This is a genomic window from Candidatus Eisenbacteria bacterium, assembly GCA_013140805.1.
GTDB lineage: Bacteria > Eisenbacteria > RBG-16-71-46 > RBG-16-71-46 > RBG-16-71-46 > JABFRW01.
On the sequence record JABFRW010000136.1, the window covers coordinates 1 to 14,049 of the forward strand.

Here is a 14,049-nt window from a genome sequence, read left to right on the forward strand (position 1 = left end):
GTCAGGTCTGGGAAGCGCAGGTGCCGGTCGACGCGATGCGAGAGCTGCGCGGCCGCCACCTGGTGAGTGGGTTCGTGCGCCACGGCGATCGGGTCAACGTGCGTATCGTGGCGGGTTCCGCACCGGTCGCGGACGCGCGGCCGGTCGCTCCGACGCTCGAAGAGGTCTACCTGCATCACGTCGCCGCGGCGCGAGGCGCCACCGAACCGGCGCCCGGCGTCGCGGCCGCATGACCGCACTCGTCGGACTGGCGATCGCCGACTTCAAGGAACGCTCGCGGCGCTATTCGTTTCTCGTCACGCTGATCGCGATGGTGTGGGCCGCGCAGGTGTTCCTGCCGCCGACCGGCTCCGACTACCTCACGCTCTCGATCGCCGGCCATCGCGGGCTCTACAACTCGGCGTGGGTCGGCGCGCAGCTCACGTTCCTCGCGAACGCGTTCCTGGGTCTGATCGGTTTCTACCTGGTGAAGAACTCGATCGAGCGCGACCGCGAGTCCGGGGTCGGCGCTTTGCTCGCGGCGACACCGCTGTCGCGGGTCCGCTACGTCGTCGCCAAGGGCGTCAGCAATCTGCTGGTGCTCGCGAGCATGATCGGCGTGGTGGCAGTGAGTGGCGCGGTGCTGCAGCTGGTGCGCGGCGAGGTGCGCACGCTCGAACCGCTCGCGCTGCTCGCGCCGCTGGTCCTGGTGACGCTGCCGTTCATGGCGCTGGTTGCCGCGACCGCGGTGCTGTTCGAGGCGCTCCCGGTGCTGCGCGGCGGCCTCGGCAACGTGGTGTGGTTCTTCGCGTGGGCCACGATCGGAGTTCCGGGCGGACCGGTCTCGCGCCTCGGCCAGTCGCGACTCGGTGATCCGTTCGGTCTGAGCACCCTGCTGCCGAGCATGGTGGATGCGTGCCGGGAGCGCTTCCCCGAAGCGCACGCCACGTTGAGCAACTTCTCGGTCGGGATCCAGATCTCCGACAAGGCGCGCACCATCGGGGTGCATTCGTTCGATTGGAACGGCCCGGGCTGGACGCTCGAAGTGATCCTCGCGCGCCTGTCGTGGTTCGTGATCGCATTCGGAGTCATGGCGCTCGCCGCGATTCCGTTCGATCGCTTCGCGGAGCCCCGGCTCGCGCGCGACGGCATGCGTTCGTGGGGGCGTCGCCTGTGGTTCGGGCGTCTCGATGCGTCGGCGGGTGCGGTCCCGGCCTTCGCGCCACTCGACGACGCGATCGCGGGTGGCGGAGTCACGGCGGTCGCGCGCGACTCCCGCACGCCGGCGGAACGGCTCGTCGCAGTTCCGGTGCGCTCGGGATTCGACCTCGCGGGCCTCGCGCGCGCCGAGCTGACGATCGCGATCAAGGGCGTTTCGCGCTGGTGGCTGCTCGCCGCGCTCGGCATCGTGATCGCGGGCTGCTTCGTTCCGCTGCCGCACGGCGCTCGCATCGTGAGTGCTCTCGCGTGGATCTGGCCGCTGTTGATCTGGTCACCGTTCGGCACCCGAGAGCAACGCTTCGGCACCAGCGGCGTGCTGTTCTCGGTGCCGCAACCGGTGGTGCGGCCGCTGCTCGCGACCTGGCTCGCGGGGGCGGTGCTGGCGCTCGCGATCAGCGCTCCGATCGGCGCGCGGCTGGCGCTTGCGGGGGACGGTGCCCCGTTCGCCGCGTGGCTGGTCGGAGTGACGTTCGTGCCGGCGTTCGCGCTCGCGTGCGGCGTACTGACCGGCAGCACGCGCCTGTTCGAGGCCAGCTACCTGATGCTGTGGTACGCCGGCCCTCTGAACGGCGTGCCGGCGCTCGACTTCGGCGGCGCGAGTGTGCCCGCCGGTGCGTTCGGCACCGCGTTCGGTTTCGCGATCGCGACTGCGGGCATGCTGACGGTGGCGATGGCCGCGCGCCGGCGGCGCCTGGTCGGCTGAGCCGATTCGCCGCGCCTCCCTCACGGGGGCGCCGATTCGACCGACACTGAGCTCGACGTGGCGCGCCGATTCAGCGGCGCGTCATCGTCCCAGGGTTCGCTTCGAAAGTCCGCTTCGCGCCACGGAGGGCTGATGCGAAAGCCGCGCTGCCAGGTCTCGAGTCGTCACGCAGCGTTCGCGCCGCGCACTTCGTTCGCGTTCGCGCTCGCGCTCGCGTGTTCGCTTGCGTCGTGGTGCATCGGCGCGTCTGCCGCGCACGCTGAAGCCGATCGCTTCCGCGTCGATCTCCTCTTCGGAAGGCAGTTCGAACGCTTTCAGTCGCGGCAGGCCGACAGCCTCGGGCTCTCGGTTTCCGACGGGCTGCACGCCGGCATGGAGTTCGACTTCGACGTCATGCGCATGCCCATGAAGGGCAAGCCCGGTCCCGGACTGCGCGTCTCGGGCCGCACCACCGTGGCCGAGCGTGTGTTCGCGATCGATCCCGACGCGGTGCCGGTCGGCGTGATCGCGGCGCCGATCGAGGAAGCTCCGACGCTCGAGGTGTTCGGCGGCATCGGGCTGCAGGTGCCGCTCGGGATCGTCGATGGCGACGCAGGAACCTCACTGTTCGTGCGTTACGAGGGCGGAATCATCCTGGCGCGCGGCACCGAGTACGACTTCATCGACGTGAATACGATCGGATTCGGATTCGAGCGCGACATCGGCATCTTCGAAGGATCGCTGGTCGAGGTGAAGAACGGGCGCAACGAGCTGTTCGGACCCGCCGACTCGAAGGGCCGCTGGAATCTGCGGTTTCGCATCGTGAGCCGCCTCGGCGGGTTCTCTCGCCTCGGCGAGGCTCCGGCGGCACCCGCCGCCGGCCGCGCCACCGCAACTCCGGCGGGGGTGGTCGAGACCGGCAGGCCACTGCGGGCGTTCTTCGACCTGTGCGTCGACAGTGACGGCGGATCCGGCGCGGACGGCCTCGGAATGACGGCCGGAGTCGCCGCAGACGCCGGCATGCTGGCGCGACGGCTCGGCGGCCTGTTCGGCCTCTGAGCGACGTCAGGCCTCGGCCGCCCCGCCGCTGGCCCGGCCCGCGTTCCGGCCCCTCAAGCACAGGGCCGACCGGGCCGATGATCCGAGCGACCTCCCGGCATTTCGCCGGGCCCCATCGAGGCACGGATCGCCCATGGCCCACATCGCCCCACAGGACCCAACCGCTACCACGAGCCGCGGCAATCTTCATGACGCCCGGATCAAGGCGGTCTACTCGTGGGTCAATCAGCTGGGGCGCACGCTCAAGACCTGCCGGCTCTACGACTCCAACAACCCGACCGTGGTGCGGTTCCGCGACGAACTGGTTGCGGCGCTCGCCAAGCTGCTCGAGGAACACGGCGGCTTCACGGTCGAGTTCACCGCGGACGACGTGGTGTGCGAAGAGGTGTCGCTCTATCCGGCGCGTTCGCGCGAGGACAATCTGGCACTGCCGTTCTACCGCGACGGCGTGCGTTCGATCACGTTCAATGTGGGCGTGCTGCCGCGCGAGATCGACTCGCTGGTCGAGAGCGTGCTTCAGGTCACCGGGCAGAACATCGGTCAGGACGACCTCGTCACGCTGCTGTGGGAAGCGCAGCTCGAACACCTCGAGATCGACTCGGTGCCGTCCGAGGGCGACTTCGGTGGCGGACCCGGCGAAGCGGACGACGCGGGCGAGCTGGTGCCGTGGCCACAGCCGGGCCAGGTCGAAGACGGCGAGACGCCCGAACTCGACGCCAGCGGCGAAGAGATCGGCGCCAAGCCCGAGGGCCGCTCCGACGACTGGACCGTGAGCGACGACTCGGGCGAAGTCGAGAAGGGCTTCGCGACGCTCGAGACCCTGGCGCGCCATGAAGTCCAGCGCTTCGCGACCCAGTACGAAGCCGAGCGCAACGTGGCTCCGGTGACCACGGCACTCGCGATCCTGCGCGCGGCACTCACCACCGGCGTGGTGCCCGAGGACCGTCTCGAGTTCGGCCGCTTCGTGCCGCGACTCCTGCGGCTCTCGATCGGTCGCGGCGCATGGCTCGAGGCGCGCGAGGCGATCTCTCTGATGTCCGAGATCGGCGACGAGGAAGGGGCGCGCCAGAATCTGTCGCAGGAAATGCTGCAGCCGATCTCGATTTCGAGCGTCACCGAGCATCTGGATCAGCAGGAAGCGAACTCGCTCGCCGAGTTCATCGCGTTCGCACGTGAGTTCGGCGACACCGGTGTGGACTTTCTCACGCTGGTGCTGGGCGAGAGCCAGCAGCGCCGCAACCGAAGACTGATCGCCGAAGCGATCGCCGATCTGTGCCGCGCCAATCCCGAACGCCTCGCGCCCTATCTGTCGGATCGTCGCTGGTACGTGGTGCGCAACATCGTGCACATCCTGGGCTGGATCGGAACCGACTCGATCGCCGGCATGCTGCAGGTCGCCCTGCGGCACCCCGAGCCGCGCGTGCGGCAGGAGGCGGTCGCCGCACTCGGCCAGGTCAGCGCACGGGTCGCCCGGCCGATGCTGCTCAAGCTGCTCGACGGAACCGAAGCGCGCACGTTCTGCGCCGTGCTGCACCAGCTCAGCGTCGAGAAGCACGCAGCGACCGCGAAGCTGGTGCTGGGCTTCATGCTCGAACCGACCTTCGAGCAGCGCTCGCCCGAGGAGAAGCGCGCGATCTATACCGCGATCTCGTCGATCGGTGGCGACGAAGTGGTCGGCGAACTCGAGGCCGAGCTGCTCAAGGGCAACTGGTTCTCGCGCACTCAGGAAGGACACCGTCAGGCGGTCGCGCGATGCCTCGCACGGATCGGGACGCCATTGTCGAAGCAGGTGCTCGAGCGCGGACGCACCTCGAAACGCGGGCCGGTCCGGCAGGCGTGCGAAATGGCGCTCCTGGGGTTCAACGAACGTGACTGACGCCAACGCCATGAGCCCCGGAGCGGGCGGAGGCGCGAACGGCGACGGCGGTTCGCTCGCCACGCTCGGGCCGCAGTTCCTGCTCAAACTGTCCGCCATGATGCGGACCGCGCGCACCTACGACGTGGCGAATCAGGCGTTCCAGCGCCAGGCCCGCGAGTTCCTGGGGCTGATCGGCGAAACCTTCGAAGCCGAGCATGACGACGTCACGCTGGTCGCGGTCGGCGAGCACTTCTATCTGAACGGCGTGCGGGTGCGTGCGAACGCCTCGCTGCTGCCGGTCTATCACTCGCTGATGGCCGAGTTCGAGCGCCGCGCGGTGGGCGGGATCCGCTTCCTCGAAGGCATCAGCGAGGCCGAGTTTGAACGGTTCTTCCAGCTCCTGATGGCGGCCGAGACCGGAGCGCTCGCCGAGCGCCTGAGCGAGACGTTGCGGGAGGCCAGCGTCGAGCACGTGGTGATCATTCCGGCTTCGGATCTCGAGGACAGCGAGTTCACGCAAGCGCTCGACCAGAAGCGCGAGAACACCGAACGCGGCCGCGCCAAGCGGGTGTTCTGGCGGGCAGTGCTCGGCACCAAGCGAGTCGTCCTGAGGGCGCGTCAGACCGGCCGCCCCGATCTTCGGCAGGCCAAGCGACTGGTGCAGCCGGTGGTCGACAGCATCATGAATCACGAGTACTCGGTGGTCGGTCTGACGGCACTCAAGGATCACGACGAGTACACCTACGCGCATTGCGTCAACGTGTCGGTGCTCTCGATCGGCATGGGACAGCAGCTCGGTCTGTCACGCCAGGTGCTGGCGGATCTCGGCGTGGCGGCGCTGCTGCACGACATTGGCAAGATCGCGGTGCCGGGCGACGTGCTGCGCAAGCCCGCCGCACTCTCGAGCGACGAATGGCGGCTGATGCGCCGCCACCCGCTGGAAGGCGTCAAGATGATGACGCGCATGCCGGGGCTCACCGCGGTGACGCTCGACGCGATGCGCGTGTGCCTCGAACACCACATGAACTTCAATCGCACCGGCTATCCCGAGGTGAAGGGTGACTGGGGGCAGAGCACGCTGTCGCGGATCGTGTCGGTGGCGGATTGCTTCGACGCCATCACCGCGCACCGCGCCTATCACAAGCGCCCGCGCACGGCCTTCGAGGGCCTGCAGTACCTGGTCGGGGACGCGAGGCTCAACTTCGATCCCGCGGCGCTGTGGGCGCTGGTGAAGACCGTGGGGCTCTATCCGGCCGGCACGCTGCTGCAGACCGACAGCGGGCACATCGTGCTGGTGATCAGCCCCAATCCCGAAGACGTCGCGCGTCCCTCGGTGCGTGTGATCCTGCGCCCCGACGGCTCGGCGCCACCCGCCGATCAGCATGAAGAGTGGGCGCCGATGCCGCGCCACGTGGCGGTGGCGAAGATCCTTCCGCCCGAGAGCATCGAGACCAGCACCTCGGAGCTGCTCGCGGCCTGATCGCGGCCCCGGCGCCCGCGGCCCCGGCCCGCGCGGCCCCAATGCGCAAACGGGCGGCATCTTTCGATGCCACCCGCTGCGTGGGTGGGTCCGCCCGCGTACCTGGACGCTCCCCGTCTCCGGCCGCGCCGCTACGAACCCACTTTTTCCTGCGGTGCTGCGATGACTCACCGACTAGCGGCGGTCGCCGTCCCAGCCGCGATCGTCGTCGTGGTCGTGAGAATGATCGTCGTCACGGTCCCAGTCGCGACCCTCGTCGCGATCCGACGTCCGGTCGCCATGGCCGTCCTGCCAGCCGCGGTACGTGACGTCGCGATCCTCGATCACGCGCAGGCGATAGGCGTGCCGCTCGTGTTCGCTGTGGCGCCGATAGGCGCGAAGGCTCGTGAAGCGCACGTCGCAATAGGGGTCCCAGTAGCCGTAGCCGACCGGGCAGGCGTCGCCGAAGTTGGCCGAGACATGCATGCCGCCGATCACGCCGGCGAGCACCAACCGCGCGAAGCCGGGGCGCACCACCACGCGATGAGGCGAGTTCACGTAGACGACGCGCGGAGCGCAACGCACCACCTCGACGCGGCGATTGCCCCTGTAGCGACGGTCGTGATCGCGACCGTGACGACCGCGATCCGCCTGCGCATCCGACCACAGGCTGCCGATCGTGAGCGCCGCGGCGACACTGGCTGCGAGCACGAGCATGGGTTGGCGAGTCTTCATGGTTTCCTCCTCGACGTGAATCAGGGCGAGCGAAGTTCTCTGCAGAGGTACTAGAGCAGGCGGCGTGCCACTGGCCGGTGCGGCGCCGATTTGCGCGGATCGCATGGATTTCAGACGATTTCGCCGCGTTTTTCGCGTGCCCGTCGGGTGTCGGTGCGGAGGGTGTGGCATCGACGCCACACGCACGGTGCCGCGATGTCGCGCCGCGTTGCGGTGCTTTGGAATCTCGTGACATCGCGGGACCGCATCACTAGGCTCGAGTTCGTTCGAGCCGAGCCCGACGTACGGAGGCGACTCCGGCGGGTTTGCCACACCCGGAGATTCCGCGATGAAGCGGCGCGTGTTGATCGGAGCGCTGGTCCTGCTGTTCGTCAGCCGAGACGCCGAAGCGCACCCGAGCGGCGAGGTGATCGCCAACGGCGGCGGGCGCTCGAGCAATGCATCGCAGGTGCTGCGCGGGACGCTCGGGCAGGCGACGGTCGGTCGCAGCGCCTCGTCGGTCCACGCACTGAGCCACGGGTTCTGGAGCTTCGGAGGCTCGCGCGTGGTAGGACTGGAGCCGCCCGACGAAACGCTCCGGTTGCCGCACGCGATCGCGATCGGCCCCGCGTTTCCGAGCCCGTCACCGGGAACGGTGCGTTTCGCCGTCGCGCTGCCGCACGCGGCGAGCGTGAGCCTGGAAGTGTTCGACCTCGCGGGGCGGCCGGTCGGCGCACTCGCGCCGCGAGCGTTCGCCGCCGGATATCAAAGCCTCGAGTGGCGTGCGCCGCTCGACCACGCCGGCGTCTACTTCGCTCGCGTGCGAGTCGAGGCAGTGATCGTCGCCCAGCGACGGATCGTGGTGGTGCGGTAGAACGCAGCTCGCGAGCCGCCGCTGCCGGTTCCTCAGTCGCTCGTCACGGTGTGGTTGATCGCCGCGTCCAGGTTTACCCACCGCACCTTGCCGTTCGTCCTGATGGTGACGTTCGGCTGCGAGAACGCGCTGCCGCTGATGTTCACGAGCGCCGAGTCCGCGCCGGCCGCCGCCACAGTCACCGATGCGGTCATGAAGGAGTGGATGTTGCAGTGGTAGGGGAACGCACCATTGGTCGCGAAGGTGTGTTCGTAGGATCGGTTCAGCGGCATGTTGCCCGAGTTCAGTTCGAGCGTGCCGCCACCGCCCGGAGGTCCGGCGGGATTCGAATCATCTCCGCCGCATCCGGTGAAGATTGCGATCGAGGCGACGAGGCCGAGTACGGCCACGGGAACCAGCAGATTGCGAGACATGGTACGGAAGCCTCCGAGATCGAAACGTCGAGATGCCGCGGCACGCGAGTGAGAGGAGCGTAGGCAGGGCTTGCGTGAATCGCCAGCCGCGCGCGCGCTCGAGTGCCTCGATCGGAGCGCGGCGCTGCACGAATGGGGCGCGAACGCGGCAGAACTCCGGGTGCTTTTAGCTGTGCAAAACCGGTTTCGCGCCGGAGCTAGAAGCGATACCCGAGCGACAGATTCCACTGGGAGATCGCGGCGGTCGCTTCGTCACGCCGCCACTGGCGATCCGCTTCGAGCATCACGCTAGGGTGCGGCCGGAGGGCGAGTCCACCGGTGAAAACGGTGCGCTCGAAGGCGGGATTCTCGGCGCCGCCGGGCACGTCGTTCTGCGTGTCGTAGTGCTCCCAGCGCGCGAACGGGGAGACGCTCCAGCGCGAGCCGGGAGCGATGCGGGTCAACACGTCGAAGGCCCCCTCGACGTAGCTGCCGAGGAACGACTCGCCGAGTCGATTGGTGCTGACGAGCGCGAGTTCATCCGACAGCTCGCTCGCATCGGCGAGCGTGCCCTGCGCGTGAAGCGCGCGCAGCTCGAGGCCATGCCCGCTCCAGCGCAGGTGACCTTCATAGAGCGTGACGCGCGGCTCGAGCGTGACTCCCGGCGGCTGGAACTGCTGCCACGAGTCACCGGTGTAGGCGGCGCCGCCGATCATGAGACCGATCGGAGTGTGCCAGTCGAGCCGGGCGCTGAGCCCCGGCTGCGTCAGGATCGCGTTCGAGCCGTGCTGGCGCCCACCACGAAAGCCGTCGGCGGCGCTGAAGCCGTCGGCGTCGAGCCCCTCGGTCACGTGCACGCGCCACTCGAGGCCGCTGTCGAAGGCCCCGAATGCCGCGAGTCCGAGCGTGCTCCAGGGAGTCGGGAGGATGCGCAGCTCGACTTCGGGGCGATAAGCCCCGAGCACCACGGTCGGATCGTGCCACTCGTTCGTGAGTCCGAGCGGGGCCAGCAGCAGCCCCCCACGCAGGCCGAAGCGTGGCGAAGCGGACCATTCGACGTATGCGAAGTCGATGACCACTTCTCCGCTGAGCGTCGCCACGCCGAGCACTTCGGCGGTCGCGAGGTCGGTGAGTCCCTCGACGTCGGCGCGATTCCGCACCCCGCCGTGCTCGAACGCGACCGCGGTGTTGATCAGCAACTGATCGTCGAATCGATAGCCCACGTAGAGCCCGTGTCGCAGCAGGCTCACGCGATCGAGCCGATGCGCGAGCTGCTCGTTCTCGCGCAGGCGATCGAAGTTTTCGTACAGGGCCTGTCCGTAGCCGCCGATCGTCACCCCGGAGCGCACGGCATAGACGCGGCCGGCGGCAGGCGCCAGCCACCGCGACTGCGGGCGTGCAGTGGTGTCGTCGTGGGCACGTGACTCGAGTGCCGTGACCTTGGCCTCGAGTGCCGCGACCTTGCGCTCGAGCACTTCGACCGGATCCTCCTGCGCGCGCGCGCTCGGTGCGCCCGCGAGCAGCGCGAGCGCGACCGCTACGCCACGCGCAACACCGAGCGCCCGCCGCACGCCAGTACGTCGCCGCAGGGCGGGTGCTGCCCTCACGCGATGCCGGGCCCCGGCGTCCCCATGCACGCGAGGTCGCAGGTTGCGCACTCGGTGGTCGGCCGGCACTGGCGGTGATACTCGGTGTAGCGGCGCTGGAAGAACTCGCGCAGCTCGCGGTCCTCGCGCAGCAGCTTGATGAGATCGAGCAACCGTTCGACCGTCTGGCCGGACAGATCGTGCTCGAGCCGGCACGCTTCGGCATCGGCCTGCGCCTCATCGACCCCCAGCACGTCGTGCAGGAACATGCGCGCGACCTGGAATCGATGGTGCACTTCACGCGCGACGCGTTCACCGCTCGGGGTCAACACCAGGAAGCGGCGATCGTCGTGGCTGAGCAGTTCGCGCTGCTCGAGCGGCTTGAGTCCGACCGACAGGGTCGCGTTCGAGATCTCGAGTTCTCGCGCCACGTCGCTCAGCCGGGCATAGCCGCGTTCCGAGCGCACCGCCCAGATGGCGCGCAGATAGTGCTCGTGGCTCGGAGTCAGCTCGCGCGACTGCACTTGTTTGCCTGACAGCATCGCGGTGCCTCCGGGGCTCGAATCGACAGGGGTGACTATCGTATGTTAGGGGACCCTAAGAAAGCGGATCGCAGGAGCTCAGTCAAGGGCCGGAAGCTCGATTTCGAAGGTGAGTCCGCGCGGTTCGGCGGCCCGCACGCGCACCGCGGTGCTGGGGCCGCAGGTGCTCACCGATCTCGGCGTGAGTGCCGAGGCGCTGCGATACGAATGAGCTAGGAGCTCTTGGGGCGCCGCCCGCAGATCACCGCCCAGCCGGCGAGCATGACGAGAAGTGACAGGCCCTCGAGTCCGCGTGCCCGCGCGGCGATGGTCACGCGCACTTGGCGGCACACCCGAAACGCTCCGCCGAGTGTTTCGAAGTTCGCGAGCACCTGGCCCGCGGGATCGACCAGCTCGTAGGACCGCCCGAAAAAGCGCGGGCGCCGCACCCACGCCACGAGCTGGCCGCCGCGCATCAGGCGCCCCTGCTGAAGACTTGCGCCGAGCCCGGCGCGCTTCGCCGCCTCGTCACGACGCAGTCCGATCGGCACGTAGACCAGCAGCGGTGCGGCGTGCGGGTCGCGCGCACGATCTGCGTCGAACACGCGGAGGTGACTGCGCCAGTTCGTCGCGACGCGGTAGCTGCGAGCTTCCAGCGTCGCGACCATGCGCTCGCTCCACCACTTCACTCGCGAGACCTTCGCCATCACCTCGGAGCCTGCGCGCAGCTCCCAGCAAGTGCCCCAGAAGCTGGTGCATTCCCATTCCATCTCCTGCCCGATGCGTTCGCTCAGCGGCCGCACGCTCACGGTTTCCTCGGTTTGGGTGTGCGCTTCGATCCGTCGGACAGACGTCCTTCGTCGATCAGCGCACGGCGCAGCACGAACTCGATGTGCCCGTTCAGGCTTCGCAGTTCGTCTGCAGCCCAACGCTGCAACGCCTCGAGCGTCTTCGGATCGAGGCGCAGCAGGAAGGGTCGGCGTTCCGACATGGCGGGCTCGCGATCTAGTGGTAGAGCGTGCCGGTGTTGACGACCGGCTGGACGGAGTGTTCGCTGCACAGCACGACCAGCATGTTGCTGACCATCGCGGCCTTGCGTTCCTCGTCGAGCTGCACCACGTGCTTCTTCGACAGCTCCTCGAGCGCCATCTCGACCATGCCGACGGCACCCTGCACGATCGTCTTTCGCGCCGAGACCACGGCGCTCGCCTGCTGGCGACGCAGCATCGCGCCGGCGATCTCGGGAGCGTAGGCGAGGTGGCTGATGCGAGCCTCGACCACCTGCACGCCCGCTTTGTCGAGGCGCGATTGCACTTCGTGGCGCAGCGCGTCGTTCATCTCGGCGCTGGCCATCCGCAGCGACAGGATCTTCTCGTCGCGTGCGTCATACGGATGCGAGGTCGCCAGATTGCGCAGGGCGGCTTCGCTCTGGACGCTCATGAACTCCTGGTAGTTGTCGACCTGGAACAGCGCCTCGGCCGAATCGACCACCTGCCACACCACCACGGCGCCGATCTCGATCGGGTTGCCGTCGGCATCGTTGACCTTGAGCTTCGAGCTCTCGAAGTTGCGAACGCGCATCGAGATTCGCTTGGTGGTCGAGAACGGATTGATCCACCACATGCCGGGCAGTCGCAGCGATCCGGTGTACCGACCGAACAGCGTGACGACGTGCGCCTCGTTCGGATTGACCACGCGCAGCCCGCCGAAGCTCACGCTCGAGGCGATCAGGATCGCGACCGAGGCGAGGATGCCGGCGAGGTTCTCGACGCGCGCCATCGAGATCAGCATGAAGATCGAAGCGGCGAACATCACGAACAGGAACAGCAACATCGGGATTCCAGGCGCAGACGAGGCGGCCTTCTCGCGGATCATGATCTCCTCCCGGGGATTGGGTTGATGTCAGAGTGATATCACAACGGTATCACTACGGCCAGCCCCGTCTCACAGGTTGCAGCGATCTTGCGACCCGTTGTGCCGCAGCAGCTTGGCCTGGAACGACGAAACGCCCCGTGGGTTCCCGCGAGGCGTTTCGCTTACGACCGGAAGGAGCGGCGGCCCTATCGAACCAGCGTGATCCTCTGGTTCGTGCGCTCCCCCTGGCTCTCGAGCGAGATGAAGTAGACACCCGGAGCCGCGGCGTCACCCGACTCACTGCGCCCGTCCCGCGCGATCGCGTGGCGTCCTGCCGGCCACCAACCCGCCGCGAGCATCCGCGTGGTGCGACCCTGCAGATCGCGGACCACCAGTCGGATCTCGCCCGTACGCGGCAGCGCGAACGAAAGTGAAGTGCGTCCGTGAGTCGGGTTCGGGTACGGCGCCGCGAACGCGAGCGTGCTCGGAGCGGGAGCTTCGGGGTCGATGCCGACCACCGGCGCCGAAGTGCGAACGTCGGCCTCGGTCGGAGAATTGCCCGACGGCGAGAACCACGGTGAGCGCGGGAAGAACGGACTCCGCGACTCGAGCCGTGCCCGCCAGTGACACGGATTGTCGGCGCCCGCACACGTCAGCCCGGCCGAGGAGAAGCTGAAGCCGAACGCCGGCGACTGGGTCGCGCCGTAGGTGCCGCGTGCGATGCCGATGCCGTCGAAACCGAGAAGCCGAGGCTCGTGTTGACCGTGACGCCCGCCCCGGTCCACACCGGAGTGGTCGCGAGCGGATCGATCACGATCGGATAACGCGCCGCAGCGTCGGCGACGCGGAGCTCGAAGCCGCCGGCGACCGGTGTCATCGTCGCGTCGAGCGCCACGCCGTCGGCGTCCAGCACCACGAGTCCGTCGTAGCGCAGCACCTGCGCATCGGAAGCGTCACGGAACTCGACCCCGCGGGAATCGAGCGCGCGTGCGTGCAGGACGCGGATGCGTATCGGTGCGCGCGGTCAGCGTGAAGGCATGCGCGTCGCCGCGCACCCGCAGGTCCTGCGCACGGTTCGGCGCCTCGATCGCGCCGATGCCGAGATTGCCGAAGTGCTACTCGCGTTCGGCGAGGCCCGCGATCGCCATCGCCTTCCAGCCCTCCGTGACTCTGGCAGCCGGCGGTCCGTCGGGTCCTCACGGAGCATGAGTGGGATCAGCCACCGGGTAGGACGAGCCTATGGAGCGGTCATCTCATCCGCCGCGCTCGCGCGGTGCGGATCAGCCCTTGGCGTGTGCTTTCGGCTGATATTCCGGGGCATTGTGCGCGAAGTCCCACATCATGGGGACGTCGTGGCCGAGTGCTCGCACGTACGCGAAAAGCTGACCGCGGTGATGCAGGAACTCGTCGTTGAGGACCGTCCACGCCATGGCGCCCGGCATCTCGGAGCCCCACGGGGTCTTCATCATTCGGCCGAGCTGCGCGTCGGTGACCGACTGGGCGGCGCGGTCGGCGTCGACCCAGCACTGGTTCACGAAGCGCACCAGATCGTCCTTGGTCTTGAGCGCCGAGATTGCCTCGTCCGGAGTGTCCAGGACCTCGCCGCTCACCACGCCCTTCGCGACTTCGCGCACCAGCTGACCGTAGAGGTGAAAGAGCAGTTGCTTCGGCGTGCGCATGTTGGGGATCGGATTCGAATCGATGCGATCGGCCGGCAGCGCATCGATCAGGCGCAGCGTGATGCCGTGGCGCTGGCGCAGGTTGTCCCACAGAGTGAGAAACGTCTCGCGGTTCATCATGGGTGGCTCTCCGATGGCGTGAAGGGGGGTGGGCGGCAGGCACCGCCGGGA

General features: G+C 68.4%; 15 protein-coding genes. 6 read left to right on the forward strand and 9 right to left on the reverse strand.

All coding sequences use genetic code 11. The features are described from left to right. The 5 genes from HOP12_10865 to HOP12_10885 form a co-directional block, all read left to right on the forward strand. Positions 1-233: ABC transporter ATP-binding protein (locus HOP12_10865; GenBank protein NOT34654.1), on the forward strand; the 233-nt coding region annotated here is incomplete at its 5' end. Continuing rightward, positions 230-1,903: a hypothetical protein gene (locus HOP12_10870; protein ID NOT34655.1), complete on the forward strand. Its 1,674-nt coding sequence runs from the start codon at positions 230-232 to the stop codon at positions 1,901-1,903. The genes HOP12_10865 and HOP12_10870, both read left to right, overlap by 4 nt. A gap of 132 nt (positions 1,904-2,035) precedes the next feature. Further along, positions 2,036-2,941, forward strand: a complete 906-nt coding sequence (locus tag HOP12_10875; GenBank protein ID NOT34656.1) for a hypothetical protein — start codon at positions 2,036-2,038, stop codon at positions 2,939-2,941. 133 nt (positions 2,942-3,074) lie between these two features. Then, a complete protein-coding gene (locus HOP12_10880) occupies positions 3,075-4,817 on the forward strand; it encodes a HEAT repeat domain-containing protein (GenBank protein ID NOT34657.1) in 1,743 nt (580 codons plus the stop codon). Next, positions 4,810-6,279: an HD domain-containing protein gene (locus tag HOP12_10885; GenBank protein ID NOT34658.1), complete on the forward strand. Its 1,470-nt coding sequence runs from the start codon at positions 4,810-4,812 to the stop codon at positions 6,277-6,279. Before HOP12_10880 ends, HOP12_10885 begins: the two co-directional genes overlap by 8 nt. Before the next feature lie 174 nt (positions 6,280-6,453). On the opposite strand, the gene HOP12_10890 is transcribed toward HOP12_10885, so the two are convergent. Beyond that, a complete protein-coding gene (locus HOP12_10890; protein ID NOT34659.1) occupies positions 6,454-6,993 on the reverse strand; it encodes a hypothetical protein in 540 nt (179 codons plus the stop codon). 328 nt (positions 6,994-7,321) lie between these two features. On the opposite strand from HOP12_10890, the gene HOP12_10895 reads away from it, so the two are divergent. After that, positions 7,322-7,846 (forward strand): T9SS type A sorting domain-containing protein, encoded by a 525-nt coding sequence (locus HOP12_10895; protein ID NOT34660.1) that lies wholly within the window; start codon positions 7,322-7,324, stop codon positions 7,844-7,846. Between the two features lie 32 nt (positions 7,847-7,878). Here the strand turns inward: HOP12_10895 and HOP12_10900 are convergent, their stop codons facing one another. From HOP12_10900 to HOP12_10935, 8 genes are all read right to left on the reverse strand, one after another. Then, positions 7,879-8,259 carry a hypothetical protein gene (locus tag HOP12_10900; protein NOT34661.1) on the reverse strand — a complete coding sequence of 127 codons (381 nt, stop codon included), beginning with the start codon at positions 8,257-8,259 and terminating at the stop codon, positions 7,879-7,881. Positions 8,260-8,456: 197 nt separating this feature from the next. Then, positions 8,457-9,809, reverse strand: coding sequence for a hypothetical protein (locus HOP12_10905; GenBank protein ID NOT34662.1), 1,353 nt, complete (start codon positions 9,807-9,809; stop codon positions 8,457-8,459). A 32-nt stretch (positions 9,810-9,841) separates the two neighbouring features. Next, on the reverse strand, positions 9,842-10,366 hold the full coding sequence (locus tag HOP12_10910; protein ID NOT34663.1) for a metal-dependent transcriptional regulator: 525 nt from the start codon (positions 10,364-10,366) through the stop codon (positions 9,842-9,844). A gap of 212 nt (positions 10,367-10,578) precedes the next feature. Then, on the reverse strand, positions 10,579-11,154 hold the full coding sequence (locus HOP12_10915) for a hypothetical protein (GenBank protein NOT34664.1): 576 nt from the start codon (positions 11,152-11,154) through the stop codon (positions 10,579-10,581). Beyond that, on the reverse strand, positions 11,151-11,336 hold the full coding sequence (locus HOP12_10920; GenBank protein NOT34665.1) for a hypothetical protein: 186 nt from the start codon (positions 11,334-11,336) through the stop codon (positions 11,151-11,153). The genes HOP12_10915 and HOP12_10920 overlap by 4 nt, the downstream gene beginning before the upstream one ends. Before the next feature lie 14 nt (positions 11,337-11,350). Further along, complete coding sequence (locus HOP12_10925; GenBank protein NOT34666.1) at positions 11,351-12,217, reverse strand: SPFH domain-containing protein; 867 nt, start codon at positions 12,215-12,217, stop codon at positions 11,351-11,353. A gap of 188 nt (positions 12,218-12,405) precedes the next feature. Then, positions 12,406-12,984 (reverse strand): hypothetical protein, encoded by a 579-nt coding sequence (locus tag HOP12_10930; GenBank protein ID NOT34667.1) that lies wholly within the window; start codon positions 12,982-12,984, stop codon positions 12,406-12,408. Between the two features lie 495 nt (positions 12,985-13,479). Beyond that, complete coding sequence (locus HOP12_10935) at positions 13,480-13,998, reverse strand: hypothetical protein (protein ID NOT34668.1); 519 nt, start codon at positions 13,996-13,998, stop codon at positions 13,480-13,482. Positions 13,999-14,049: the final 51 nt, after the last annotated feature.